A 26,531-nucleotide genomic window follows, 5' to 3' on the forward strand; every position below is an offset into this window, starting at 1 on the left:
TGACTCGGGCCGGTCCGGGGTCAGCCCGCGAACTCGGCGAGGGCGCGTTCCACGATGGCCACCAGCTGGTCGTGGTGCGCGCCCTTCCAGTACGCGCGCCCGCAGTCCCGGCACTGCGCGAAGACGTCGTACGACCGCTGCGTCCCGCCCTGGAGCCGGTGCGCCACCTCCTCCTTGGTGGCCTGCCGCAGCAGCCCGTTGCAGGCGGTGCACCGGGTCCACGGCCGCAGTTCGGGCCGGAACCGGTCCAGGACGTCCCGGAGCTGGTCCTCGGGCCGGGTGCTGTAGACGTACGCGCCGGACCACAGTTCCCGGCGGCGCAGCAGACCCCGGTCGCGGCTGAGCATGACCCGCTGTTCGGCGGCCGAGCGGGCGGCGAGGGCGGGGTCGCCGATGTCCGTCGACTCGTAGGCGGTGTCCACGCCGAGCAGGCGCAGTCGGCGGGCGAGGGTGCCGAGGTGGACGTCGAGCAGGAAACGCAGGGGCGCGCCGGGCACCCGCTGGGGGCGCTCGACGGGCCGGACCGAGACGCGGTCGCCGGCCGTGGGGACGTACGAGGAAGGCACCTCGCGGCCGTTCACCCACAGCGACCCGACCTCGGTCAGCGGGACGCCGGCCGACTCCACGACGTGGCCGAGCGAGGAGACGCCGTCGGTGGTCAGGGCGGTGGCGGCGCCGCGGCGCCCGTGCGGGACGAACAGGGCCAGGCCGGGGGCGAACTCGACGTGGATCTCGGGACCGTTCACCCGGTCAGGATGTCACGGGAGAGGGGTCCGGTCTCAGGGCTTTTCGGTGGGCAGGCCGTGCTCCAGGACGTCGAGGGCACGGTGCATGAGGTCCCCGAGGTCGCCCGTGAAGTCGTGCTCCGCCCAGTACATGTTGACCTCCATGAGGCCGCCGATGAGGGACATCGCGTAGACGCGGACCTCGAGGCTGTCCGGGTCCAGGCCGAAGCGCTCGGCTATGGCCCCGCGCATCAGGCGCGCGGTCTGCGACATGCTCTCGAAGATCCGGGAGCGGACGGCGGGGACCTGGACCCCGAGGTGCGCCCGCATCCGGACCACCTCGGGACTCTCCCGCACGAGCAGGTCCAGCGCCTTGCCCATGATGTGCCGCACCGAATCGATCCACGGCTCGTCGACGGGCCGTGCGCGCAGCTCCTCCAGCATCACCGGGTCGTACTCGTCCGTGAGGACGATGTCCTCCTTGGTCGGGAAGTACCGGAAGACGGTCGACGGCGACACCTCGGCCCGCTCGGCGATCTGGTCGATCGTCGTGGCCTCGTAGCCCTGCTCCCCGATCAGTTCGAAGGTCGCGGTGCGGATCGCCTCGCGGGTCTTGATCTTCTTGCGCTCGCGCAGGCTCAGCCGGGGGCGCTCGGAGGGGGAGAGGGGGGAGGGTGCGGCCGTCATGGGCTTCATTGTCGGGCATCGGCGGGCGGCACGGCCATGTCCGGGGCCTGCGGCTCGGTCCCGGTGGCCTGCGGTTCGGTCCCGGCGGTGTGCGGCTCGGCTCCGGTGTGCTGCACCTCGGTCCCGTCGGTCTGTGGCTCGGATCCGGCGGCGTGCGGCTCGGCCCCGTCGGTCTGTGCCTCGGCTCCGGCGGTCCGTGTGCCGGGGAGCAGCGCGCCGGCCAGCAGGGCCGCGACGAGCGCCGCGATGCCGCACACCAGCAGCACCAGGCCCATGCCGTGCACGTATGCGTCGTTCGCGGATGCCGTGAGGCCGGCGGAGTGCGTCCGGCCGGCGACGATGTGCGCGGCGACCACCGATTCCCGGGCGGTGCCGGCGGCGGACGCGGGCAGCCCGGTGACGTCGAGCCGGTCGCGGAAGGCACCGGAGAGCAGGCTGCCGAGCAGCGCGATGCCGAGCGCGCCGCCGACCTGGCGCAGTGTCATCAGCAGGCCGGAGCCGCTGCCGGCCCGGTCGCGGGGCAGCGCGCCGAGGGCGCCGTCCATCGCCGGGACGACGGAGAAGCCGAAGCCGACGCCGGTGACGGACAGCCACAGCGCGGTGAAGCCGTAGCCGGAGTCGACGGTCGTACGGCTGCCCAGCAGCGCGGAGAAGGCCAGCACCGCGAGCCCCGCGGTGACCACGGCCCGCGCGCCGAACCGTTCGACCACCGGCTGCGCGCCCCGCGCGGCGACCAGCAGCCCGCCCATCATCGGCAGCAGGCGCACACCGGTGCCGAGCGCGTCGTGGCCGAGGACGGCCTGGAGGTAGGGCGGCAGCACGAACAGCAGGCCGGACAGGACGAACATGACCAGGGTCGCGGCGAGGGTGTTGAACAGGAAGCCGCGGTGGGCGAGGAGGGGCATGTCGAGCATGGGCCGCGCGGCCCGGCGCTCGCGCAGCACCAGCGCGGCGAGCAGGACCACCGCACCGGCGAGCATCGCCACCACCAGCGCGTCGCCCCAGCCCCGGCCGGGCGCCTCGATGATCGCGTAGACGAGGGCGCCGAGCCCGGCCGCGGTGAGCGCGGTGGAGACGGCGTCGACCTTGGGGGAGGCGGGGTCGCGCGTCTCGGGGAGCAGGAAGAGGCAGGCGGTGATGCCGATCGCCGCCATCGGGACGTTGACCAGGAAGACCGAGCCCCACCAGAAGTGGTCGAGCAGCCAGCCGCCGATGATCGGGCCGAGCGGCAGGCCGAGCGCGGAGGCGGCGGAGATGACGCCGACGGCCTTGGTGCGCTCGTCGGGCCCGAACAGCGAGGGCAGCACGGACAGCGCGAGCGGGGTGACCAGCGCGCCGCCGACGCCCATGAACGCCCGGGCCGCGATCACCCAGTGCACGTCCCCGGCCAGCGCACCCACCAGCGAGCCGGCGAGGAACACCGCGAGACCGGTGATCAGCATGCGGCGCCGTCCGAACCGGTCGCCGAGGAGCCCCGCGGGGAGCATCAGCGCGGCGAACACGACGACGTACGCGTCCGCCATCCACTGCTGCTGGCCGGTGGTCGCGCCGAGGTCGGCGGCCATGGTGGGCAGCGCCACGTTGAGGATCGTCATGTCGAAGCCGAGCGTCAGCATGCTCGCGACCAGGGCCCCGAGGGCCCACCAACGGCGCGGATCGTGCCGCACCTCGGATGCAGGAATGACAGTAGCCATGAAATGAGAGTAACTCTCAAAACAGAGGGAGTGTCAATACGTATCCGCTCCCGCCTGGGGGGCCCGTCGCGGGCGCACGAAAAACGGCCACGGCTCGAAAGCCGTGGCCGTGCGGTGGGGAAGGGGGCTGTCAGATGTGGGTGTAGGCAACCAGTGAGATGCCGATGTAGTGCACGACGAACGCCGCGAGCGTCAGGGTGTGGAACACCTCGTGGAAGCCGAACCAGCGCGGGGAGGGGTTCGGCCGCTTGATGCCGTAGATCACGCCGCCCGCGCTGTAGAGGAGACCGCCGACGACCACCAGGACCAGGACGGCGATGCCGCCGCTGCGCATGAAGTCGGGCAGGAAGAAGACGGCCGCCCAGCCCATCGCGATGTAGCAGGGTGTGTACAGCCAGCGCGGGGCGCCGACCCAGAAGACCCGGAAGAGGATGCCGGCGGCCGCCGCGCCCCAGATGCCCCACAGCAGCCACTGCCCCTTCGCGCCGGGCAGGAGCAGCAGGGTCAGCGGGGTGTACGTGCCGGCGATGATCAGGAAGATGTTGGCGTGGTCCAGCCGGCGCAGGATGCCGTCCATGCGAGGGCTCCAGTTGCCCCGGTGGTACAGCGCGCTCACGCCGAACAGCAGGCAGGCGGTGAGGGCGTAGATCCCGCAGGCGATGCGGCCCCTGGCGGAGTCGGCGAGGGCGGTGAGTATCAGGCCGGCGACCAGCGCGGCCGGGAACATGCCCAGGTGCAGCCAGCCGCGCAGCTTCGGCTTGAGCGGCTCGGCGAGGTGCTGGGCGTGCTGCTTGATCTGACGGGGCACGGAGTGCGCGGCGGGACCACGGCCGTCGGCCGGCGAGTCCGTGGCCGCGTCGGGGGCGGACGCAGTCATACGGACCATCGTACCTACGCAACCGTAAGTTGAGGTGCGGGGCAGCGTGTTGACCGGGGGCGGGAGTCGCCATCCTCTCACGCGCCCGGGGCGCGTTACGCAAAAGAACCTTCAGGCGAACGCTACGTACGGGCAAATAAACGCCGTGAACGCGAAACGGACGTGGCAATCCTCACTCCGCTCACCTGTGAGGTCCTCTGGACATATGGGCGGTATGATCGGATGATCAAATGAGTGCGGTCGGCACCGGATGAGCGCTGAAGATCCAGCCACGAAGCATCCGGGTCGCAGCCCCCACGGGGCCTCCAACAAAAAATCCCTCATTATAGGAGCAATCGTGGCGCGCGACATCGCGGCTCCCCCCGTCATCCCCACCAACCACCAGGAACTGATCTCCTGGGTGAACGAGATCGCCGAACTGACCCAGCCGGACAGCGTGGTCTGGTGTGACGGATCCGAGGCCGAGTACGAGCGACTGTGCGAGGAGCTCGTGGCGAAGGGCACCTTCAAGAAACTCGACCCGATCAAGCGCCCCAACTCCTACTACGCCGCCTCCGACCCGACCGACGTCGCGCGCGTCGAGGACCGGACCTTCATCTGCTCCGAGGAGGAGCAGGACGCGGGCCCCACCAACCACTGGAAGGCCCCGGCGGAGATGCGGGAGATATTCCAGGGCGAGAAGGGCCTGTTCCGCGGCTCCATGCGGGGCCGCACGATGTACGTGGTCCCCTTCTGCATGGGACCGCTCGGCTCGGACCTGTCCGCCATCGGCGTGGAGATCACCGACTCGGCGTACGTCGCCGTGTCCATGCGCACGATGACGCGCATGGGGCAGCCGGTCCTGGAGGAGCTGGGCTCCGACGGCTTCTTCGTGAAGGCCGTCCACTCCATCGGCGCCCCGCTCGCGGAGGGCGAGCAGGACGTTCCGTGGCCCTGCAACCAGACCAAGTACATCTCCCACTTCCCCGAGACCCGCGAGATCTGGTCCTACGGCTCCGGCTACGGCGGCAACGCCCTGCTCGGCAAGAAGTGCTACGCCCTGCGCATCGCCTCCGTCATGGCGCGCGACGAGGGCTGGCTGGCCGAGCACATGCTCATCCTGAAGCTGACCCCGCCCACCGGCGAGTCGAAGTACGTCGCCGCGGCCTTCCCGAGCGCCTGCGGCAAGACCAACCTCGCCATGCTGGAGCCCACGGTCTCCGGCTGGACGGTGGAGACGATCGGCGACGACATCGCCTGGATGCGCTTCGGCGAGGACGGCCGCCTGTACGCCATCAACCCCGAGGCCGGCTTCTTCGGCGTCGCGCCCGGCACCGGTGAGCACACCAACGCCAACGCGATGAAGACCCTGTGGGGCAACTCCGTCTTCACCAACGTCGCCCTCACCGACGACGGCGACGTGTGGTGGGAGGGCATGACCCAGGAGACCCCGGCCCACCTCACGGACTGGAAGGGCCGCGACTGGACCCCGGACTCCGCCGAGCCCGCCGCCCACCCCAACGCCCGCTTCACCGTGCCGGCCGCCCAGTGCCCGATCATCGCGCCCGAGTGGGAGGACCCCAAGGGCGTGCCGATCTCGGCGATCCTCTTCGGCGGCCGCCGCGCCAGCGCCGTGCCGCTGGTGACCGAGTCCTTCGACTGGAACCACGGCGTGTTCCTCGGCGCCAACGTGGCGAGCGAGAAGACCGCCGCCGCCGAGGGCAAGGTCGGCGAGCTGCGCCGCGACCCCTTCGCCATGCTGCCCTTCTGCGGCTACAACATGGGCGACTACATGGCCCACTGGATCAACGTGGCCAAGGACAAGGACCAGTCCAAGCTGCCGAAGATCTACTACGTGAACTGGTTCCGCAAGAACGACGAGGGCAAGTTCGTCTGGCCCGGCTTCGGCGAGAACAGCCGCGTCCTGAAGTGGATCGTGGAGCGCCTGGACGGCAAGGCCGACGGCGTCGAGACCCCGATCGGCGTCCTGCCGACGAAGGAGGCCCTCGACACGAACGGCCTGGGGCTGTCGGAGTCCGACCTGGACTTCCTGCTCACGGTCGACAAGGAGGTCTGGCGCGAGGAGGCGTCCCTGGTGCCCGAGCACCTGAACACCTTCGGCGACCACACGCCCAAGGAGCTGTGGGACCAGTACCGCGCCCTGGTGGAGCGCCTGGGCTGAGCCCGGGACAAGGCTCCGCGGCCGGTCCGATCTGCCCTGACCAGTGATCGTCACGGCCGGCCGCGGTGACAAGCCGGCGAGGTCCCGCACAACGGCGTGAGGGGCCCTGGGCCTGCCGTCACGTCTTCCGTCCGCCCCGACGGGAGCAGGTGATGGCAGGCCTTCGCCTGTTTCCGAGCCCGGCACGCTCGCTGCCGCGCCCGGTTCAGGTCGCTGTCGCTGCCCGGCGCGCTCGCTGCGGTGTCGGCTCGGATCGACTCGCGTCGGCTCGGATCGACTCGCGTCGGCTCGCCTTGCGTCGAACCGCGCCCGGCCCGGGGCGCTTCCGGGTCTGGGCAGGCCTGCTGTTGCCGTGCCCGGCCCAGCCTGCGGCCGTGCTCAGCCTGCGGCCCTGTCCGGCCCCATCCGCGCAGTGCCCGGTCAGGTCGCCCCGCCCCGGCCTTCCAGGTACCGGGTGTGCGACTCCTGCCGCCGCGCCTCCGCCTCGCGCAGGGACGCGGCCAGCCGCTCCGCCTCCTCCTGCAGCAGTGTGAGCTGCCGTTCCAGATGGCGCTCGGGAGGCTCCTGCCCCGGCGCCAGCCGCGTCCACCACCGGGTCCGTACGAACGCGTCGACGGCCTCGGGCAGGTCCTGCCGTACCGTCCGGGACAGCACGTGCACGCCCTCCGGGTCCTGGGCGAGCACCTCGGCGGCCCATCCCGGGTCCAGCAGCCCGGCCAGCAACCGCGTCAGCTCGGTCAGCCGCCCGGCGGCCGCGGGCGGCAGCTCGACGTCCGTCAGATAGCCGCCGAGCTGCTCGAAGTCGTCCCGCACCGCCTCCAGCCGGGCGGACGGATCGGGGAAGTCCGGCAGCGCCGGACGCTCCGGCGGCGCGATCAGCGCGCCCGCGCCGTACAGTCCGGCCACCACGACCGGCCAGTACGGGCCCGCCGCCCCGGCGAAGGTGAGCGCGAGGCCGGCCAGCCCGCACACGCTGCCGGTGATGTTCTTGCGGGACTCCAGGTATCCCACCAGGCGTCTACTGATAGCCACGGATCTCCTCGAAGGCGCCGTCCAGCGAGCCCTGCCGGGCGTCGAAGAGGCGGCCGCCGGTCAGGTCGGCGATGTGCGCCAGCTCGCCGCGGTCGGAGTCGCCGAAGAGGATCGGGAAGACAGGGGTCTGCCGCTGCGCCGGGGTGAGCGAGCGGTAGAAGGCGTCGAACTCGCCCGCCTTCGCGCCCGTGGTGTTCTCGCCGTCCGTCATCAGCACGATCGACGTGAACGTGTCTTCGCCGGCGCCCAGGTGTCCGTACGCCTTCTCCAGCGAGGTGTAGATCGCGGTGTCGCCGTCGGCGGACAGCCGTGCGGTGTCCTCGCGGATCGCGTCCAGTCCCGCCTGCGGATCGGCCGGGTCGACCACGTGCGTGCGCACGCTCTTCACGTCCGACCCGAACGGCATCAGGGTGACCTCCTCGCGGTCGCGGAAGTCGCCGGTGAGGTCGCGCAGCGCCGTCTTCAGCCGGGTCAGCCGGTCGCCGTCCATCGAGCCGGAGGTGTCGAGGACGTACACCGTGCGCGAGGGGCGGCGCAGCTCGTTCTCGTACGCGTCGAGCAGCCCGTCGGCCACCGACCGGCTGCCGGGGAAGGGCAGTTCCCGCCGCCGGCCGGGGTCGAGACCGGCCGCGGGCCGCACGGAGGTCACGACCGGGCGGCGGTGTGTGCGCTCGGTGATCAGCCGCTGGACGGCCGGCGTGCGCAGCGCCTCGGTCAGCCGGCGGACGTCCTTGCGGCCCGCCGCGGTCGTCGAACGGAGCGAGGAGAGCGGGTAGTCGGCGGTGACGACGCCGTCCCGGGGGCGGATCACCGTCAGGCCCGGCAGGGACTTCAGCACGGACTCGTAGTTGAGCAGGGCGTCGACGGTGCCGCGCCGCCGGTAGGCGGTCGCCAGCCAGCCCGACGAACCCGACGTCAGCTTCTGCCCGGCGAAGAACTCCTTCAGCCGCGGGGTGGCCTTCGTGACGTCCGCGTCGGTGAGCGCGGACTGGGCGCCGGAGAGGGCGGAGGCGACCGAGACGAGCGTGGCGAAGCCGGAGTTGGAGCGGGCCGGGTCGGTCATGCCGTAGGTGAGCCTGCCGTCCTGGACGGCCTGTTCGACCTGGGACCAGGTGACGTCGTCCGGGCGCCAGCCGAGCGCCTTCACGGTGGCCGTCCGGACGCCGACGGCGACCGGGCTCGACATGACCGGCGTCTCGGAGACCACCCGGCGGGCCGCTTCGGGACGCAGCCGCAGATAGTCGTTCGACGACAGCCACAGCGCGTCGTAGCGCCCGTCCGCCTTGCCCTCCGCGAGCAGGTTCACCGCGTCGAGCGTGCCCATGTAGGTGGGCCGGACCCGGATGCCGGTGTCCCGGCGGACCCGGTCCAGGATCGGGGTCATGTCGCCGAGTTCGCTGGAGGCCAGGACGCGCAGCGTGCCGGGTTCGGCGGCGCCCGGGCCGCCGGCGGCGCCGGGGTCGTCGTCCCGTTGTGCCGAGCAGGCGGTGAGCAGGGCGACGGCGGCCAGGACGGCGGCCAGTGGGCGTCTCATGCGAGCCCTCCGTCCAGCGCGCCCTGCGACCGGCTGCGGTCCAGATGGGCGCTCGCCTGCCGCAGTTCGGCGCTGAGCGACTCCACCGTCGTGGCCATCGCCTCCGTCGCCTGCACCTTGTAGGTGTCGATCGCGTCGAGGGTGCGGTAGATCTGCTGGAACGCCGACCGCAGGGTCTCGGCGCCGACGGCCGGGTCGGCGGCGATCCGCTGGATGTCACCGCTCTGCGTGGCCAGCATCTCGGCGTTGCCGCGGATCAGGTCCTCGGTGGTGCCGCGCAGGGCGTCGACCTGGTCGGCGACCTTCTTCTGGTGGTCGAGTGCGGAGGCCAGCATCACGGAGATGCGCAGCGCGGACACCGTGGTGGTGGCCGCGCGGTCCACGCCCTTGATCAGCTCCTCGTTGTTGCGGCGTACGACGTCCATGGCGAGGTAGCCCTGGGCGCACACGGCGAGTTGGGTGAGCAGGTCCTGGTGCTTCTGCCGGACGGGGAAGAGCACGTCGGCCCGCAGCGAGTCGGCCGCCTGCGGATCCGCGGTCTCGTCGAGGTGCCGTTCGACGGCCGCGTCCAGCGCCTCGGTCAGCACCACGTACTCCTGCAGCTTGCCCATGGTCTCCCACAGGCGGACCCGCTCGGTCTGCAAGGCGGCGTTGTCGCGCCGCAGTTCATCCTGCCCGCCGCGCAGCGAGCCCACGATGGCGTGCAACGTCCCCTGCGCGGAGGCGTACTTGGCGACGTGGTCGCGCAGCCTGTTGCCGCCGGGCAGCCGGGACAGCAGCCTGCGGCCACGGCCGGCCGGCTGGTCACGCGGGTCCAGGTCCTCGACCACCCGCCTGAGTTCGACGAGCGAGCCGGCCACCTTCGCGCTCGCGTCGCCGCCCTTGGACGGCAGGCTGCGCACCGTGCGCTCCAGCATCCGGTTGGACTGCGCGGCGGCGGCCCGCATCTCCCCGGAGCCGAGGGCGGTGATCTCGCCGACCTTGCCGGCGAACTCGGGTGAGCGCGCGTCGAGGGCGGCGAGCCCCTGGACGTACGCGGCGGCCTTCTCGGCCATCGCCGTGCGGACGTCGTCCGCCACGGGCACCAGCCCGCCGGCCCTCTCGGCCGGCACGGGCCTGACGGCCTCGGGCGGGGTGAGGGTGAAGTCGTCTCCGTTGTCGGTCACTTGTCATCCCCCCTGGCCCGGCGCGCCATCTCGTGCAGCACCGCGGAGGTGGGCACGGGCGCCTGCCGGACGCCGGTCAGTTCCTTCTTCAGATAGGTCTCGGACGTGCCGAATTCGGCGGCCGCCCCCTGCGGACGGAACCCGTGCCGCACCGCGAGCCTGCGCAACTGCGGGTCTGTGGAGAGCAGTTGCGCGAGGGCCCGGCCGTCTTGGGTGAGCGGTACGACGGTGTGGTCGCTGTCGACGGTGGTGTCCGGGTAGAGCACGACGAGGTCGTCGGGCCGCTGCCGGTCCGCCAGGAGGGAGGCGACCTGCGACTCGTAGACCAGCACCAGCGGGTTGCCGGCGCCGCTGACGAAGTCACGGAAGAGCGCGTCGCTGCCGGACTGCTGGGCCCCCTGGACGCTGATCAGCTTGCGCAGCAGCGGCGCGGTCCGGTTCAGGTCGGCGTCGCTCGCGACCACCCGGCCGCCGTTGGCCACGTAGGAGGCGGCGGCGAGGTAGAGGGCGCCGGAGTTGGAGGTTTCCGGGTCGGTGCTGGCGACGAAGAGGGTCCCGCCCAGCTCGCCGTATGCGCCGGCGCCCTTGAGCTGCTGCCAGGTGCGGTCGTGGCGGGCGGCGTCGAGGTAGGCGGCCATGTCCAGGGTGCCGCGGTGCGCGGTGTCGAGGGTCGCCAGGCCGTTCGCCGCCAGCACCCGGGCCGCGCCGCGGTGGGCGACCACGACGAGCGGCGAGTAGAAGGGCCGCGGCAGGCTGCCGCGCACCTTGTACCGGGCCGCCAGCTGGGCGGCGGGCGCCTGGCTGGACGGGAACGCGAGGTCGTAGCCCTTGAGGTCGAGCCCCTCCATGGCCCAGGACCCGGAGGTCTCGGCCTGCACGGTGTAACCCCTGGCGGCCAGGGCCTTCACCACGTCGGGATCGGCGAAGTACTCCGCCTTCTCCGATCCGATCACCATGCGCACGGTCTTCGCTGCCGTGCTCGTGTCCTCAGCCTTCCGGCCCGCCACGACGGCTGCCACCACGCCGCCGATCAGCAGGACCGCGAGGACGATTCCTGCGATGCGTCTCACAGGGTGATCGTGTGCGCGGAAGGGAACGTTCCCGGGCCGCGGGGGTGAACGGGGAGTGAAGCGGCCGTCCCGGTACGCAACCGGAACGGCCGACGTCACTTTTTCTGGCGCCCGGTCCGCAAGGCCGTTCCGGACATCGAGGGGGAGGGGGTCGAATTCGTTGCGTAATTTCTCAGCGAATTCCGTCACGCTGATTCATGGAAGTCGGAGCGCTTCACCTGACCCGGCTGGGCACCGCATTGCATCCTCGGGGGGACGGCGGAACGGGTGACAGAGGTAACCGTAATGGCCTAAGAAAAGGGCGGATGTGCCGCCGGCCAGGTGATTTTCCCGCGCGACACAAGTCGACCATTAGTCATTCCTTCGTAATAGTTATAAATGACATTTTCGGGCGAGGGGCAAGGCGGGCGAGTGAATCGAAAACATGGAGCGCTCGCCCGCTCGCCCGCTTTCTTGTCCCCTCCCAATCGGTAAGGAAGGTCGTCTTGAGTCGCAGAACGAGTCGAACAGCGCGCCTGAAGTCCGCCACCCTGTGGTCGGCCGGCGCGGCCGCGGTGGCGCTCAGCGTCGTCCCGAGCACCGCGGCGATCGCTGACGAGATGCACCCCCGCGACGGCATGGTCCTGAGGCAACTGGGCACGCACCACGTGCCCAGGGCGGCCATCGCCGACGCGATCCACCGGGCCGGCACGGACGGTGTGGCGGCGGTGCACATCCAGAACTTCGCCCCCGTCGGCAACCCGACCCCGCAGGACCCGCCCGGGTCGCAAGGGCCGCAGGGCCCGCAGGGAGCGCAGGGTGCTCAGGGTGCTCAGGGTGCTCAGGGAGCGCAGGGAGCGCAGGGCGCGCAGGGTGCTCAGGGTGCTCAGGGCGCGCAGGGAGCGCAGGGTGCCCAAGGTGCTCAGGGTGCTCAGGGTGCTCAGGGTGCTCAGGGCGCGCAGGGCGCGCAGGGCGCTCAGGGAGCGCAGGGAGCGCAGGGAGCCCAGGGTGCCCAGGGTGCCCAGGGCGCGCAAGGTGCTCAGGGAGCTCAGGGAGCCCAGGGTTCCGTGAGTAGCACCTACGTCAGGACCGACACCAATGTCGGCAGGGCGACCGCGACGTGCGACACCGGTGACTTCGCCACCGGCGGCGGATACCTCGTCGCCGCCAACGGATTCGCGTCCGAGAACTACCCGGGCGGCGGTACGCCGCCCACCCGGTGGACCGCCACCGCCCCCGGCGGCCAGTCGGTCACAGCCTACGTGGTCTGCGCCAACGTGACGCCGTAACCCCGTCCGGGGGTGCTCCGAGAACCCGGGCTCGGGGCACCCCCGGCTTCCGCCCGTGACTAGACGAGCAGCGGGCCGCCGCAGCGTTCGGCGCCGTCCTTCATCGCGATGAGGTTGGCGACCACGTACGAGATGTTCTTCTCGCGGTGCCACTCGGACGGGAAGCAGGTGGTCAGCCGCGAGCTCTGGAACCTGGCCTCCAGGTCGGGCACGAACGAGCGGTACTGGTCGTCGGTGTAGTACCAGAACGAGTTCTCGTTGTAGTACGCGACATGACTCGGGTCCTGGTGGGCGCCGCGGCCGTCGGTGCTGGGGGTCGTGGTGAGGAGCATGCCGCCGGGTGCCAGCAGCCGGTACAGCTCGTTGATCAGCGGCACCTTCGCGGGCACGTGCTCCAGGAAGTTCACGGCCCGCACCAGGCCGACGGAGCCGTCGGGCAGGTCCAGCCGGTCCGGCAGGGTCGCCACGATGTCGACGCCCTCACCCGGCCGCTTGTCCACCCCCACGTAACCGGGCGGCTTGCGGCGGGCCGCGCCGAGGTCCAGCGCGATCAGCCCCTTGCGGTAGGTCCAGGCCAGGGCGTTGGCCTCGATGTACTTGTCGTACAGCGCGACCGTCTCGCGCTGGATGTGCGCGTTGATCTCCGGATCACGCTGGGTGTTCTCGGGATGCATCCGCTGGAGGTAGAGGCAGCGGGGGATGTGGTGGAAGTCGCCCACGTGGAACAGGCGGCACATCAGGTCCTGGTCGTCCAGGACGGTACGGGTGGCGTCGTACCCCCCGGCCTCGTCGTAGGCGTCCCTGCGGAAGGCCCGGACGTGGTTCGGCGCGTACCAGATGTACGCGACGTTGTGCGGGGTCGGGGCCATGGACCTGACCTGGAGCAGTTCCCGGCCGTCGACCCGGACGTCCTCGTAGTGCCAGCCGTGCGTCTCGTTGAAACGGCTGTCGTCCCGCTTCCCGTCCTCGGTGATCTGCGCGGTGTTGCTGTAGACCAGGGCGGCCTCGGGATGCTCGTCGAACGCCGTGCCGAGTTCGGCCAGGCACGCCTTCGCCAGCAGGTCGTCATGGTCGAGTTCGACGAGGATCTCGCCGCGGGCCAGTTCACAGGCCCGGCGTTTCGCCGCTCCGACACCGACCGCGTCGTCCGCGATCTCCACCCGGACCCGGTCGTCCGGACGCTCCGGTCGCCACCGGGCGCCGTTGTTGAGCAGGACGATCCACTCCCAGTCCGGACAGGTCTGCGCCTGGAGGGTGGTGAGGCATTCGTCGAGGAAACGGGGCCGGTGGCTGGGGGTGAAGACGGAGAATCTCGGGGTGGCGGTCGACGTCATCTGCTGCTCCCTGCTTGCTGGAATGCCCTCAGGAGGCCGGCGCCGAGAAGACCGTGCGGGTGCCGACGGGGTCGGAGCCGAACCACCGTCACTTCCGCAGACGTTACGAGCACCACCGGGCGGCATCGCCGTTCGGCAGGCTGTTGTGGCACGCAGACCACTCGAATGACTGCGTCTGCCCGGTTCTGCCCGCGTCTGCGGCGTCGGCGTGGAGCGGCGGCGGGACGTCCGCGCGGCGGCACTGTCGCGACAGGTCCGCGCGGCGGCACTGTCGCGACATGATGGCGCCCGGTCCGCGCGTCGCTGCGGGTGCACGCGGACCGGGGCCGTCCGGGGGAGCCCTCCGGGGCTCAGCGGGACGCGAGTTCGCGCGGCTCCAGGGCCGCCGCGTGGGCGTCCATCTGCTCGGCGGCCAGGATCGCGGCGCCCGTGTCGGCGCGGGAGGCCGCCACGACCAGGGCGCGGCCGGCCAGGGCGTGCGCCCGCCGGTGCAGCGCGGTGGGGTCGGCGCCGGCGGGCGCCGCAGCCGTGCGGGCCGGCGGCCGTCCGCCGCGCAGCCGGGCCACCTGGCCGTCGAGCCGCTCGGCCGCCTCGTCCCAGGCGGGGCAGGGGCTCAGCGCCCGCAGTTCGTCCGTGACGGCGAGCAGGGCCGCCAGATGGCCGGCGAGCTGGATGTCCAGCTCCTCCTCGCGGGAGCGGTGGGGGAAGTCGGTGTTCGTGTCGGTACCGGCCATCGTGGTGCGGACGGACCGACTGGGCGAAGCAGTGCGGATCGGTTCGTACATGGATGGCCTCCTGCGCTCTGACAGGAAGCCATCCTAGCTTGGATTTCGTCTAAAGTGGCACCGTTCGGGAAATGGAGCCGTTCGTCCTCTTGCGCCGCGTCAGGGCTGGCTGTAGCCGTCCAGGAAGGTGCCGATCCGGCTCACCGCGTCCCGCAGGTCACCCACCGTGGGCAGGGTCACGACCCGGAAGTGGTCCGGATCCGGCCAGTTGAACCCGGTGCCCTGGACGACCATGATCTTCTCCTGGCGCAGCAGGTCCAGCACCATCCGCCGGTCGTCTTTGATCTTGAACACCTTGGGATCGAGGCGGGGGAACAGGTACAGCGCGCCCTTCGGCCGCACGCAGCTGACCCCCGGGATCTGCGTCAGCAGCTCGTACGCCGTGTCCCGCTGCTCCTTCAGCCGCCCGCCCGGCAGCACCAGGTCGTTGATCGTCTGGCGTCCGCTGAGGGCGGCCACGACCCCGTGCTGGCCCGGCATGTTCGCGCACAGGCGCATGTTCGCCAGGATCGTCAGGCCCTCGATGTAGGACTCGGCGTGCGCGCGCGGACCGGAGATCGACATCCAGCCGACCCGGTAGCCGGCCACCCGGTAGGCCTTGGACATGCCGTTGAAGGTGAGCGTGAGCAGGTCCGGGGCGATCTTCGCGGTGGAGGTGTGGGTGGCGCCGTCGTAGAGGATCTTGTCGTAGATCTCGTCCGAGCAGACCAGCAGGTTGTGGCGGCGGGCGATGTCCGTCAGGCCCTTGAGCATCGCCTCGTCGTAGACCGCGCCCGTCGGGTTGTTCGGGTTGATGATGACGATCGCCTTGGTGCGGTCGGTGACCTTGCGCTCCACGTCGGCGAGGTCGGGCATCCAGTCGGACTGCTCGTCGCAGCGGTAGTGCACGGCCGTGCCGCCGGAGAGCGAGACCGCGGCCGTCCACAGCGGGTAGTCGGGCGCGGGCACGAGCACCTCGTCGCCGTCGTCCAGCAGGCCCTGCATCGCCATCACGATCAGCTCGGAGACGCCGTTGCCGATGAAGACGTGCTCGACATCGGTCTCGATGCCCAGGGTCTGGTTGTGCATGACGACCGCGCGGCGGGCCGCCAGCAGGCCCTTGGCGTCGCCGTAGCCGTGGGCCGTGGAGACATTGCGGAGGATGTCCTCCAGGATCTCCGGCGGGCACTCGAAGCCGAACGCGGCCGGGTTGCCCGTGTTGAGCTTGAGGATGCGGTGGCCGGCCGCCTCCAGGCGCATCGCCTCCTCGAGAACCGGACCCCGGATCTCGTAACAGACGTTGGCGAGCTTGGTCGACTGGATCACCTGCATAACAGGGAGCTTACGGCCCGGTATCGCCCTTCGGGCCGTGTTTTCCGCCACGTGAGACGCGGTGGTTTGGGTGGTTATCGCCTACGACTGTCCCAGGAGCCCCACCTGTCCCTACAATGCGCGGCCATGTCCTGGCACCCTCAGCACGAAAACGGGGCGCCCGGCGCACATGCCGCGAACGACGCGACCGGTGCGCACGGCGCCGACGGCGCGTATCCGGCCATGGACGAGCCCCAGGTGCCGCCGAACGTGTACCAGCCGATGCCCCGGTCGGCCCCCCGCTACGAGGAGTACGCCGATCCGGCGGCCGCGCACGGCTGGCAGAACGCGTACGACCGGACGGCCGAGCTGCCCGTGATCACCGCCCCGGCGGACATGTGTCCGCCGGACGGGTACGCGGCCGAGGAGCACCCGGCCGACGGGTGTCCGCCGGACGGGTACGTGACCGGCGGGCACCCGGCCGACGCCTACGCGGCCGGTCCGGGCGTGCTCGAACAGTACGAGCAGTACGTGGGCTACGACGACCCCGCGCGGCCCGGCGAGCGCGCGGAGGACGACAGGCCGGGATCCGCCGGCGGCTCGCGGCGGCACGGCCGGCCGGCGCGCCGGGTCCCCGTCGCCGTGGGCGGAGCGTGCGCGCTGCTCGTCGCCGTCGTCGCCGGTGTCCTCGGCTCCGGTTCGGCCGGCGGCCCGCTGCCGGGGGTGCGGGGCCAGGAGGAGGGGGCGAAGACGAAGGACGGGGTGTCCGTCGCGCCCGCCTCGCCGGCGTCCGGCGGCGCCGCGACGCCCGGCTCCGGCGGCGGACGCCCGTCCGCGAGCCCGTCGGCCACCGCCGCCGCGGCGAAGTCCGCCTCCCCGACCGCCGAGAGCGGCTCCGCGGGCGGCGGCGACCCCACCGCGGACCCCGCCACGGCGCCCGCGACCACGCCCGTCGCCACCACGACCGAGCCGGCCCGGGGCAACGGCGGCAACCCGGGCCGCGGCCGGGGAGCCACCAAGGGCCCCAGGTAAGCCCCACCCCGGGCGCCGCCCGTCCGCCCGGGCGGCCCCGCGTCCCGCGCGCCGTCCGCCCCGAGCGGCCCGCCTGCCCCGAGCGGCCCGTCTTCAGGCCCACGGCCGGGCGCGTCGGAGTCGCGGTAGATCCGCCGGGAGCCCCGAGCGACGCCCGCCGCGCCTCCCGACTCTCGTCGGGGCCGCCGACGCCCGCCGGACTCGCCCGTAGGTGGGCCGGGCTCGCCGTAGGCCCGCCGTCGCCCCCCGGCGCCCGTCCGGTGGTCCGTGTCCGAGGGTGCCCCCCGTGGCCGAAGTCGCGGCCGGAAACACCTCCTTGCTCATCCGCACCCTTCCCCTCACAATGCACATGACAAATTCGCGGGCGGCCGGAGGATCTCCGGTCGCCCCGTCGCAAGAGGGGACCCCACATGAAGAAGCCTCTCGGCGCCGCGCTCTTCGCCTTGGTGATCGCCGGGGCGGGTGCGGCACCCGCGGTCGCGGCACCGGCGCCCACCGAGCGCGCCGCCGCGCCCACTCTCCAGGCCGTCAACTTCGCCGGCACCGTCTCGCTCAGCAACTGCTCCGGCTCGGTCATCCGCTTCCCGAACTCCGCGGACACCGACCCGGCGCTCGTGCTCACCAACGGCCACTGCCTGGAGACCGGGTTCCCGGCGCCCGGCGAGGTCATCGTCGACCAGGCGTCCAGCCGCTCGTTCGGCCTGCTCAACGCCTCGGCCACCCGGGTCGGCACGCTGCGCGCCAGCAAGGTCGCGTACTCGACGATGACCGACACGGACGTCACGATCTACCAGCTCACCACCACGTACGCGCAGATCAAGAGCACGTACGGGATCAGCGCGCTGACGCTGAACGACACCCACCCGGTCGCCGGGACCGCCATCACGGTCGTCTCCGGCTACTGGAAGAAGACCTACGCCTGCAACATCGACGGCTTCGTCTACCGCCTCAAGGAGGGCGACTGGACCTGGAAGGACTCCGTCCGCTACACCTCCGCCTGCAACACCATCGGCGGCACGTCCGGATCGCCCGTCGTCGACAACGCCACCGGCAAGGTCGTCGCCGTCAACAACACCGGCAACGAGAACGGCGAGACCTGCACCGTGAACAACCCCTGCGAGGTCGACCAGAACGGCAACGTGACCGTCCGTCAGGGCATCAACTACGCCGAGGAGACCTACCAGATCCCGGCCTGCTTCGGCACCGGCAACAAGCTCAACCTGAGCGCGGTCGGGTGCACGCTGCCCAAGCCGTAGCGCGTCGACGGCGGGCGGTCACACCGGAGTCCGGCGGACCGCCCGCCCCGCGAGCACGTCCGTGCGCCGGCCGTCCTCGATCACGAACCGCCCGTCGACCAGCACGTACGGGATGCCGGCCGGCAGCCTGCGCGGTTCCTCGAAGGTGGCGCCCGCCGCCACCGTCCGCGGGTCGAACAGGACCAGGTCGGCCCGGAACCCCTCGCGGACCAGCCCCCGGTCCGGCAGCCGCAGCCGGGCCGCCGGGCGCGAGGTGAGGTGGGCGACGCACTCCTCCAGCGACAGCAGGCCCAACTCGCGGACGTAGTGGCCGAGGTAGCGCGGGAAGGTGCCGTAGGCGCGCGGGTGCGGCCTGGCGCCGTGCAGGACGCCGTCGGAGCCGCCGGTGTGCGCGCGGTGGCGCAGGACGGCCCGCACGTTCTCCTCGTGGCCGACGTGCAGCAGGACCGTCGTGCCGAGGCCGTCCTCCAGCAGCAGGCGGCGGGCTGTCGTCCAGGGGGTCTCGCCGCGGGCGTCCGCCGACTGCCGCACGGTGCGGCCCACGTGGTCCGCCAGCCGCGGGTCGCGCACTCCGGAGACCTCGATCGTGTCCCAGTCGACGGGCACGCCGTGGCAGCCGTCCGAGCCGACGGCCTCCAGCTGGTGCCGGATGCGCTCGGCCGTCGCGTCGTCCGCCAGCCGCTTCAGGGTCTCCCGCGGACCGCCCTGGCCCGCCCAGCCCGGCAGCAGCGCCGCCAGGGTCGTGCAGCCCGGGGTGTAGGGGTAGCTGTCGAGGCTGATGTCGGCCCCGGCGTCCAGCGCCTGGTCCAGCAGGGCCAGCAGCTCGGGCGCCCGGCCCTCGTTGACGCCGAAGTTCATGGTGGCGTGCGCCAGGTGCAGCGGGCAGCCCGCCTCCCGGGCCACCGCCACCATCTCCGCGTACGCCCCCAGCGCGCCCGCCCCGTAGGAGCGGTGGTGCGGGCAGAAGTAGCCGCCGTGGGAGGCCACCACCCGGCACAGTTCGGTCAGTTCGGCGTCGCTCGCGTACCCGCCGGGCGGGTAGGTCAGCCCCGACGACATGCCGACCGCGCCCTGCTCCAGGCCCTCCGCGACCAGTCGCCGCATCCGGTCCAGCTCCGCGGGGGTGGCCTCGCGGTCCTCCCAGCCGACGGCGAGCGCCCGCACCGTCCCCTGCGGAACCAGGTAGGCGGCGTTGACGGCGATCCCGCGGTCGAGGCGGTCCAGGTACTCGCCGACGGAGCGCCAGTCGAAGTCGACGTCGTCGCCGTGGCCGTTCCAGCCGGCGACCGCGTCGCGCACCTCGGCGAGCGTGCGGTCGTCGACGGGGGCGTACGACAGCCCGTCCTGGCCGATCACCTCCAGGGTGACGCCCTGCGCGGCCTTCGCGCTGTGGTCGGGGTCGCGCAGCAGGGCGAGGTCGCTGTGCGCGTGCATGTCGATGAAGCCGGGGGACAGCACCAGGCCCTCGGCGTCCAGTTCCCGCACGGCCTTGGGGCGCTGGCAGCCGGCTGCCGCGGCCTCCTTGACGATCGACACGATCCTGCCGTCGTCGATCACCACGTCCGCTCGGTACGACGGCTCGCCGCTGCCGTCCACCACGTCCGCGTCCCGGATGACGAGGTCCTCCACGGTCGGCTCCCTCCTCGGACTCCCCGCACGCCTCAGAAGAACGTACGGATGTACTCGACGACCGTGCCGTCCGCCTCGGCCACCGGGATCAGCGGCCACTTGTCGAACGACGTGCACGGGTGGGACAGGCCCAGGCCCAGCCAGTCCCCGACCTCGAGGTCCGCCTCGGCGGTGGTGCGCAGCCAGGCGTGCTGGTCGGACAGCGCGGTCACCGAGATCCCGGCGGCCGGGCGCTCGGTCCCGTCCCGGCGTACCACCTGGGCGACGGGCAGGTCGAGGTCGTGGGCGGCGTCGCGCTTGCCCGCGTTGACGAACGCCTGGTCGGGGGAGGGACGCGAGACGACCTGGGCCCACAGGCGGAACGCCGGCCGCAGCGCGCCCTCCCCGGGCACCCGGTTGAAGGGGGTGAGCCTTCGGTAGTGGCCGTCGTCGTGCGAGACGTAGGCCCCCGAGCGCAGCAGCTTCAGCACCGGGGAGGACAGGGCGGGGAGCTCTGCGAACACCTCGGCCACCGTGTCGAACCAGGCGCTGCCGCCCGCGCTGACGACGATCTCGTCGAGCCCGGCGAAACGCCCCGCCCGGTCGAAGCCGACGGCGAGCGCGACCAGCCGCCGCAGCCACGCGCGCACCCGCTCCGGGTCGGCCCGCCGCACCTCGCCCTCGTACCCGGCGACCCCGGCCAGCCGCAGGGTCCGCGTCGCCGCCACCGCGTCGGCGACGACCGCGCACTCCGCCTCGGTCCGCACGCCGGTGCGCGCACCGGCACCGGCCGCCAGCTCGACCACCACCTCCAGCGGGCGGGCCGCCCCGCGCAGGGCGGTGTCCATCAGCTCCACCCCGCGCACCGAGTCGACGTAGCAGATCAGCCGGAAGTCCGGGTCGGCGTCCTGCTCGGCGGCGATCCAGCGCAGGGCGGCCGGGTCGACGACCTCGTTGGCGAGGAAGACCCGCCGCACGCCGAACGCCCGTGCCACGCGCACCTGGTGCGGCACCGCGAGCGTGATGCCCCAGGCGCCGCGCTCGGTCTGCCGGTGGAACAGCTGGGGCGCCATCGTGGTCTTGCCGTGCGGGGCGAAGGCGAGGCCGTGGCGGGCCGCGTACGCCTCCATCAGCGCCAGGTTGTGCTCCAGGCGCTCGGCGGACAGGGCGAGCACGGGCGTGGTGAAACCGCCGGTGAACAGGTTGCGGCGCTGCGCGGCCAGCTCGCCGACGGTCAGGCCGTCGGCGTCCGGCGGGAGGCCCTTGAAACGGTGGTCGACGCGTTCCCCGGCCAGGCGCGCGAGCGCTTCGGAGGGACTGCCGGCGGTCATGGAGCCTCCCTGATCGTTCGCCACCCGGACGTGGACGGCGCCCGATCGGTGTTGCCGGGCACGGGGTTCGCGGTGGCGGCGGTGCTGAGCGGTGTTCGTGTAGGCGTCTGATAACGAAGTCGGGGCTGGCTGTCCCCGGCACAGGATCGTCGACCATACTGCCCGCTGTGGAGCAGCGCATAGGTTCGAGCAGCCAGCCCCTGAAGGGCGAGCCCGTGACGGGCGCCGGGTTCGACCCGGCCTTCATCCCCGGGCTCACCTCGCCCGCGACCGGTGAGCCGGAGAGAACCGAGGACGGTGACGCCGTCGCCGACACCGACGTCGACGCCGTCGAGGACGCGGCGGACGGCACCGGGGACGACGACACGGTGGACGGCACCGTAGACGACGAGCCGGCCGACGGGCCGGTCTTCGAGGCCGCCGACCGCCGGGCCCGGATCGTCGCCGACCGCAAGGGAGTTCGCCTCTCCCTGGACGACCAGGAGTGCGAGTTCCGCTGGGACGAGATCGGCGCGGTGGAGACCACGGTCCCCCGCTTCGGCAAGCGGCTCACCATCACGGTGCACACCCCTGACCGGCGCTGGTACCCGATCGAGATCGAGGCGCCGGCCAGGAGCCGCTTCCAGGAGTGGGACGAACAGCTGGACGCGGTCCTCGACGCCTACTTCGAGGACGACGCCGAGTAGACCCCGGGCGGACGCAGGGCGGCGGGGGGCAGTCGGCCGGCCGGCCGCTCCGCCGCCCGGCCGGCCGACTAGCCGCAGTACTGGGCCTGTTTGCCGATCGACCGGTACATACAGTCGGCGTTCTCCAGCAGTTGCAGCACCGCGTCCCGGTTGCGTGACGTCTCCCGCTCGATCACCTCGTCGGGCGGGTAGAAGCCGCCGCCGGAGGACGACGTGGGGTACATCTCGAAGGTGTACGAGAAGATCCGGTGCACGCCCCACAGGTAGTCGTCGATGGACCCGTCGGTGATGTACAGGTCGCTGGACTGCTCGGCGGTGTAGCCGTTGCTGGCGGCCATCTTCTGCCCGACCGTCCGGAAGGCGTTGTAGTCGTCCGCCGTCATCCCGGTCGCGGTGTCGGAGTACGTGTACCCGAACGGCCACAGCACCAGCTCGCTGTAGGTGTGGAAGTCGATCCCGGCGGTGATCTGCTGCTTGCCCCCGACGACCCGGCCGCGCACGAAGTCGGCGACCACCTTCACCTCGGGCGCCGACTCGGCCGCGGCGCCCCGGTACGTCTCCGACGACGTCGACCCCGAAGAGCCGCCGCAGCAGCCCCACTTGTAGTTCCAGTTCCGGTTCAGGTCGGTGCCGACGTAGGACGAACCGGAGTTGGGCTGGCGGTTCTTGCGCCAGGAGCGGTAGGAACCCGTCGCGATGTCGTACTCGCCGCCGTCCGGGTTGAGGTCCGGGACGATCCAGATCTCGCGGTTGTTCACCATGTCCGTGATCCGGGAGTCGCTGCCGTAGCCCGCCCCGAGTTCGCGCAGCAGGTACAGCGCCATCTCCACGGTCAGGTGCTCGCGCGCGTGCTGGTGGAAGGTGAACAGCACCTCGGGCTCGTTCTCGTCGGTGGCCACGTTGTCGCTGACCTTGATGGCGACGATGTCCCGGCCCTGGTACGACGTGCCGATCACCCGCCGGCTCATGATGGCCGGGTAGGCCGCGAGCCGCTGGTCGATCTCGGCGTTGGTCTCGGCGTAGTTGTGGTACTTCGAGTCGGCCGTGGGGAAGTCGTACAGCCGCGCTTCGCCCTGGGACCTGTCCGGAACGGCGCCCACGGGCGCGACGTCGTAGCCCTCGGCCCGCAGGGTGCGGATCTGGTCGGACCGCCCGGAGACGACCACCGTCTCCTCGTCCGCCTCGTCGACGGTCACGCCGGCCGCCGCGATGGCGGTGCGGGTGACCGGCGTGCTGTGGTCGACGTGGATCTCGTACTGGCGGACGTCGCCGGCCGAGGGGGCCCTCCGGTGCGCGCTGTCGGCGGTCGCCGAGACGGGCGCGGCGAGGGCGAGGGCCAGCAGGCCGGCGAGGGCGGCGGTGCGTCTGCCGCCGCGGGCGCCGGTGCCTCGTACACGTAGTCGCATGACATCTCCTTGGTTCTCCGGGGAGTCCGGGGTCGCCGGACGTGGGGAGTGGAGCGGGGGGTGGTTCAGCGACGTGCTGTGCGGGTGGCGCCATCGTCAATGAATGGCATGGACAGGTCAATAGAGCCTCAAGGGGTGGTGCGCCGGACCCCGCGCGATCCGGCCGTGCCTCGCACGCCCTCTTGTCCGCTCGCCCGTTTTGGGCTTTCTTGACCTTCATGGCGGACACCACGGGAAACACCGAGGAGACCCGGACGGCCGGCGCCCCCGCCCCCGTCCCCCGCGCGTCGCGCTGGCGACACATCGGCCCGGGCGTCGTCGTCGCCGCGACCGGCGTCGGCGCCGGTGACCTGGTGGCCACGCTCATCGCCGGCAGCAGCTTCGGCTACACCCTGCTGTGGGCGGCGGTGGCCGGCTGCCTGGTGAAGATCTCCCTCGCCGAGGCGGCGGGCCGCTGGCACCTGTCGACCGGCCGCACCCTGTTCGACGGCTGGGCGAGCCTGGGCCGCTGGACGACGTACTTCTTCGCCGTCTACGCCGTCGTCTGGGGCTTCGTCTACGGCGCGGCGGCGATGTCGTCCAGCGCGCTGCCGCTGCAGGCGCTGTTCCCGGGCGTGACGGACCTGAAGTGGTGGGCGGTCGGCTGCGGGCTGGTGGGCCTGGTCTTCGTCTGGTTCAACAAGTACGCGGTGTTCGAGAAGGTGATGACGGTCCTGGTGGGCGTCATGTTCCTGGTGACGGTGTACCTGGCGGTCAGGGTCGCCCCGAACCTGGCCGACGCCTTCGCGGGCCTGCTGCCGGTCCTGCCGGACGAGAAGGACTCCGTCCTGAACACCCTCGGCCTGATCGGCGGTGTGGGCGGCACCATCACGCTCGCCGCGTACGGCTACTGGGTCAACGCCAAGGGATGGACCGACGCCGGCTGGATGAAGGTCATGCGGCTGGACAACCGCGTGGCCTACGCCACCACGGGCGTCTTCGTCGTCGCCATGCTGTTCGTCGGGGCGGAACTGCTGCACTCCGCGCACGTGGCCATCGCGAGCGGCGACAAGGGCCTGATCCAGCTCGGCGACATCCTGGCGGCCGAATACGGCACCGCGACGGCCAAGTTCTTCCTGATCGGCTTCTTCGCCACCTCCTTCACGTCGCTGATCGGCGTCTGGCACGGGGTCAGCCTGATGTTCGCGGACTTCGTCGCGCGCACCCGGGGCACGGACGCGGCGAAGGGCGAGGACGTCGCCTCCGGCGCCCGCGAGCGCTCCTGGCCGTTCCGCGCCTACCTGCTGTGGCTCACGTTCCCGCCGATCGTGCTGCTCTTCCAGGGCCAGCCCTTCCGCCTGGTCATCCTCTACGGCGTCCTGGGCGCGGCCTTCCTGCCGTTCCTGGCGCTGACCCTGATGTGGCTGCTCAACTCCTCCCGCACACCGCGGCAGTGGCGCAACGGCCCGCTGAGCAACACCGCGCTGGCCGTCGCGGGACTGCTGTTCCTGTTCCTGTGCGGGAAGCAGATCTGGGACCAGCCGTGGTCGGAGTTCTTCTAGCCGCTCCGGCCTGCCGGCTCGCCACACCAGGGTCACGGACTGCCGGTGTCCTCGACCGGACCTACGGCAGCGCGTGCACGTGCGGGCCCACCGCGCCGGACCACGCGTTCCCGCTCGCCGCGTCCCAGTTCGTCGACCACGTCATCGCGCCCCGCAGGTCGGGATACGCCTTCGACGGCTTGAAGGAGCCGCAGTTGGTCAGCTTCGTCAGGCAGTCCAGCGCGTCGTTCACCACCGTCGGCGACACGTACCCGCTGCCCGCGCCGCGCGTGGAGGCCGGCAGGCCGAGACCCACCTGGGAGGGGGCGAGACCGCCCTCGAGCTGGATGCAGGCCAGCGCGGTGAGGAAGTCCACCGAGCCCTGGCTGTAGACCTTGCCGTCGCAGCCGAGCATCGAACCGCTGTTGTAGTACTGCATGTTGACGACCGTGAGGATGTCCTTGACGTTCAGCGCCGTCTGGAAGTAGGCGTTCGACGTCGACTGCATGTCGATCGTCTGCGGGGCCATCGTGAGGATCAGCGACGGACCCGCCTTCGCCGACAGCGCCCTGAGCGCCTGCGTCATGTAGGTGGCGTCGAGCCCGTTCTCCAGGTCGATGTCCACGCCGTCGAAGCCGTACGTCCGCATCAGCGAGTACACCGAGTCCGCGAAGTTCGCCGCCGACGCCGCGTCACGCACCGACACCGTGCCGTTCTGGCCTCCCACGGACACGATGACCTTCTTGCCGGCCGCCTGCTTGGCCTTGATGTCGGCCTTGAACCGGTCGACCGTGTACCCGCCGAGCCCGGCCGAGTCCAGGGTGAAGGTGACGGCGCCCGGCGTCGTCGTGGCGTCCGCGAAGGCCACCGCGATGATGTCGTACTGGGACGGCACGTCCGAGATCGTCTGGACGGTCGCGCCGTTGTCGAAGTTCTGCCAGTAGCCCGTGACGGCGTGCTTGGGCAGGGCGCCGCCGCCGGTGCCGGTCGACGCCGCCGTCGTCCCGGTGACCGCGCCGGACTTCGCCGACTCGCCCGCCGCGTTGGCCGCGGTGACCTGGAAGGAGTACGAGGTGGCGGCCGCCAGGCCGGTCACCGTCGCCGACGTGCCGGTCACCGCCGTGACCTTGGTGCCGTCCCGGTAGACGTTGTATCCGGTCGCGCCCGACACGGCGTTCCAGGCCAGGGAGACGGAGGAGGACGTGGTGCCGGAGACCGCGAGGCCGCCAGGCGCCGCCGGGACCGTCGGGGCCGGGTCGCTGCCGCCGCCCCCGTCCGGGCCGTACACCGACACGTCGTCCGCGTAGTAGGCCGCCTGCCCGTACCAGCCGTGCGTGTACACCGTCACCGAGGTGGTCGACGACCCCGTGGTGAAGGTCGTGGACAGCTGCTTCCAGCTCGTGGAGTCCGGCGTCCACGTCGACACGTCCGTGCTGCCGGTGCCGGTGACGCCCAGGTAGGCGTACCCGCCCTGGACCCAGGCGCTCAGTGTGTACGTCGCGCCCGGCTGCACGGCCACCGTCTGGGCGCACCGGGCGTTGTCCAGCCCGGCCGGCGTCGCCTTGAGCGCGGCGGAGCCGCCGTGGACCGGCGAGGAGACGGTGGTGCCGCTCCCCGCCGAACAGGTCCAGTCGCCCAGGCCGGACTCGAACCCGGAGTTCCTGGCGTTGTTCACGTCCGCCGCGGACGCCTGGCCGGCGCCGGCCAGGCACAGGGCGAGGGCGGCGGTGAGGGCTCCTGACCAGAGCCGTGCCGATCGTGCCGATCTGATGTATGGGGACATGACAACAAGTTGGTCCAGACCAATCCGGCTGTCAATAGGTCCAGACCAAATCCCTCGCTCCTGGCGCCGTATGGGCCCATGCGGCGGGCCCACACGGCGGGCCCGCCGCATGGGCCCGGGGACCCAAATGCAGGCCCAAATTCGAGACCCAGCGGGGTGAGGGGACCGGCGAGATGCTCAACGTGCCCTGGTTTGGCGCGTCTTGTGAAAGGACAGTTGCCCGTCAGCTACGGAATCGCTGTTCTCCGGCCACGGAGGCGTGGATACAGTGCTGAGGTAGTCACGC

22 protein-coding genes are annotated in these 26,531 nt (G+C 71.8%); 7 read left to right on the forward strand and 15 right to left on the reverse strand.

Annotated features, from left to right (window positions below; genetic code table 11):
• Positions 1-20 precede the first annotated feature (20 nt).
• The 4 genes from ACZ5GT_RS25740 to trhA form a co-directional block, all read right to left on the reverse strand.
• Positions 21-746, reverse strand: a complete 726-nt coding sequence (locus ACZ5GT_RS25740) for a Mut7-C RNAse domain-containing protein (RefSeq protein WP_469030753.1) — start codon at positions 744-746, stop codon at positions 21-23.
• A gap of 33 nt (positions 747-779) precedes the next feature.
• Complete coding sequence (locus ACZ5GT_RS25745; protein WP_469030757.1) at positions 780-1,412, reverse strand: TetR/AcrR family transcriptional regulator; 633 nt, start codon at positions 1,410-1,412, stop codon at positions 780-782.
• 5 nt (positions 1,413-1,417) lie between these two features.
• Positions 1,418-3,106, reverse strand: a complete 1,689-nt coding sequence (locus ACZ5GT_RS25750; protein ID WP_469030760.1) for an MFS transporter — start codon at positions 3,104-3,106, stop codon at positions 1,418-1,420.
• A gap of 130 nt (positions 3,107-3,236) precedes the next feature.
• The gene (trhA, locus tag ACZ5GT_RS25755) at positions 3,237-3,983 is read right to left on the reverse strand and encodes a PAQR family membrane homeostasis protein TrhA (RefSeq protein ID WP_469030763.1); all 747 of its coding nucleotides are present in this window, start codon (positions 3,981-3,983) and stop codon (positions 3,237-3,239) included.
• A gap of 337 nt (positions 3,984-4,320) precedes the next feature.
• Between trhA and ACZ5GT_RS25760 the strand changes: the two genes are divergently transcribed.
• Positions 4,321-6,144, forward strand: coding sequence for a phosphoenolpyruvate carboxykinase (GTP) (locus tag ACZ5GT_RS25760; RefSeq protein ID WP_469030767.1), 1,824 nt, complete (start codon positions 4,321-4,323; stop codon positions 6,142-6,144).
• A 420-nt stretch (positions 6,145-6,564) separates the two neighbouring features.
• Here ACZ5GT_RS25760 and ACZ5GT_RS25765 read toward each other — a convergent pair whose 3' ends face one another.
• From ACZ5GT_RS25765 to ACZ5GT_RS25780, 4 genes are read right to left on the reverse strand one after another with little or no spacing between them, the layout of a single operon-like run.
• The gene (locus ACZ5GT_RS25765; RefSeq protein ID WP_469030769.1) at positions 6,565-7,176 is read right to left on the reverse strand and encodes a hypothetical protein; all 612 of its coding nucleotides are present in this window, start codon (positions 7,174-7,176) and stop codon (positions 6,565-6,567) included.
• On the reverse strand, positions 7,163-8,710 hold the full coding sequence (locus tag ACZ5GT_RS25770) for a substrate-binding and vWA domain-containing protein (protein ID WP_469030771.1): 1,548 nt from the start codon (positions 8,708-8,710) through the stop codon (positions 7,163-7,165). Before ACZ5GT_RS25770 ends, ACZ5GT_RS25765 begins: the two co-directional genes overlap by 14 nt.
• Positions 8,707-9,876, reverse strand: a complete 1,170-nt coding sequence (locus tag ACZ5GT_RS25775) for a toxic anion resistance protein (RefSeq protein WP_469030773.1) — start codon at positions 9,874-9,876, stop codon at positions 8,707-8,709. Before ACZ5GT_RS25775 ends, ACZ5GT_RS25770 begins: the two co-directional genes overlap by 4 nt.
• Positions 9,873-10,946: a hypothetical protein gene (locus tag ACZ5GT_RS25780; RefSeq protein WP_469030775.1), complete on the reverse strand. Its 1,074-nt coding sequence runs from the start codon at positions 10,944-10,946 to the stop codon at positions 9,873-9,875. The genes ACZ5GT_RS25775 and ACZ5GT_RS25780 overlap by 4 nt, the downstream gene beginning before the upstream one ends.
• Positions 10,947-11,744: 798 nt before the next feature.
• Here ACZ5GT_RS25780 and ACZ5GT_RS25785 point away from each other — a divergent pair.
• Entirely contained in the window at positions 11,745-11,996 is a 252-nt protein-coding gene (locus ACZ5GT_RS25785) for a hypothetical protein (protein WP_469030777.1), read from the forward strand.
• The gene (locus ACZ5GT_RS25790) at positions 11,993-12,214 is read left to right on the forward strand and encodes a hypothetical protein (protein WP_469030779.1); all 222 of its coding nucleotides are present in this window, start codon (positions 11,993-11,995) and stop codon (positions 12,212-12,214) included. Before ACZ5GT_RS25785 ends, ACZ5GT_RS25790 begins: the two co-directional genes overlap by 4 nt.
• 59 nt (positions 12,215-12,273) lie before the next feature.
• Here ACZ5GT_RS25790 and ACZ5GT_RS25795 read toward each other — a convergent pair whose 3' ends face one another.
• From ACZ5GT_RS25795 to ACZ5GT_RS25805, 3 genes are all read right to left on the reverse strand, one after another.
• The gene (locus ACZ5GT_RS25795) at positions 12,274-13,548 is read right to left on the reverse strand and encodes a glycosyltransferase (RefSeq protein ID WP_469030781.1); all 1,275 of its coding nucleotides are present in this window, start codon (positions 13,546-13,548) and stop codon (positions 12,274-12,276) included.
• 350 nt (positions 13,549-13,898) lie between these two features.
• Positions 13,899-14,333 (reverse strand): SCO4983 family protein, encoded by a 435-nt coding sequence (locus ACZ5GT_RS25800; protein WP_469030784.1) that lies wholly within the window; start codon positions 14,331-14,333, stop codon positions 13,899-13,901.
• 99 nt (positions 14,334-14,432) lie between these two features.
• Positions 14,433-15,644 carry a pyridoxal phosphate-dependent aminotransferase gene (locus tag ACZ5GT_RS25805; RefSeq protein ID WP_469030787.1) on the reverse strand — a complete coding sequence of 404 codons (1,212 nt, stop codon included), beginning with the start codon at positions 15,642-15,644 and terminating at the stop codon, positions 14,433-14,435.
• A 126-nt stretch (positions 15,645-15,770) separates the two neighbouring features.
• Between ACZ5GT_RS25805 and ACZ5GT_RS25810 the strand changes: the two genes are divergently transcribed.
• The gene (locus ACZ5GT_RS25810; protein ID WP_469030789.1) at positions 15,771-16,655 is read left to right on the forward strand and encodes a hypothetical protein; all 885 of its coding nucleotides are present in this window, start codon (positions 15,771-15,773) and stop codon (positions 16,653-16,655) included.
• 410 nt (positions 16,656-17,065) lie between these two features.
• Positions 17,066-17,911, forward strand: coding sequence for a S1 family peptidase (locus tag ACZ5GT_RS25815; RefSeq protein ID WP_469030793.1), 846 nt, complete (start codon positions 17,066-17,068; stop codon positions 17,909-17,911).
• An 18-nt stretch (positions 17,912-17,929) separates the two neighbouring features.
• On the opposite strand, the gene ACZ5GT_RS25820 is transcribed toward ACZ5GT_RS25815, so the two are convergent.
• Complete coding sequence (locus tag ACZ5GT_RS25820; RefSeq protein WP_469030797.1) at positions 17,930-19,540, reverse strand: N-acyl-D-amino-acid deacylase family protein; 1,611 nt, start codon at positions 19,538-19,540, stop codon at positions 17,930-17,932.
• Positions 19,541-19,572: 32 nt separating this feature from the next.
• Positions 19,573-20,850 (reverse strand): amino acid deaminase, encoded by a 1,278-nt coding sequence (locus tag ACZ5GT_RS25825; RefSeq protein WP_469030801.1) that lies wholly within the window; start codon positions 20,848-20,850, stop codon positions 19,573-19,575.
• A gap of 167 nt (positions 20,851-21,017) precedes the next feature.
• Here ACZ5GT_RS25825 and ACZ5GT_RS25830 point away from each other — a divergent pair, with 167 nt between their 5' ends.
• Positions 21,018-21,536, forward strand: coding sequence for a hypothetical protein (locus ACZ5GT_RS25830; protein ID WP_469030804.1), 519 nt, complete (start codon positions 21,018-21,020; stop codon positions 21,534-21,536).
• A 68-nt stretch (positions 21,537-21,604) separates the two neighbouring features.
• On the opposite strand, the gene ACZ5GT_RS25835 is transcribed toward ACZ5GT_RS25830, so the two are convergent.
• On the reverse strand, positions 21,605-22,942 hold the full coding sequence (locus ACZ5GT_RS25835) for a M14 family metallopeptidase (RefSeq protein WP_469030808.1): 1,338 nt from the start codon (positions 22,940-22,942) through the stop codon (positions 21,605-21,607).
• A gap of 218 nt (positions 22,943-23,160) precedes the next feature.
• Between ACZ5GT_RS25835 and ACZ5GT_RS25840 the strand changes: the two genes are divergently transcribed.
• A complete protein-coding gene (locus ACZ5GT_RS25840) occupies positions 23,161-24,483 on the forward strand; it encodes an Nramp family divalent metal transporter (RefSeq protein ID WP_469030812.1) in 1,323 nt (440 codons plus the stop codon).
• A gap of 61 nt (positions 24,484-24,544) precedes the next feature.
• Here the strand turns inward: ACZ5GT_RS25840 and ACZ5GT_RS25845 are convergent, their stop codons facing one another.
• Positions 24,545-26,245: a chitinase gene (locus ACZ5GT_RS25845; protein ID WP_469030816.1), complete on the reverse strand. Its 1,701-nt coding sequence runs from the start codon at positions 26,243-26,245 to the stop codon at positions 24,545-24,547.
• Between the last annotated feature and the right edge of the window lie 286 nt (positions 26,246-26,531).

This window comes from Streptomyces sp. NPDC031340 (assembly GCF_055569945.1).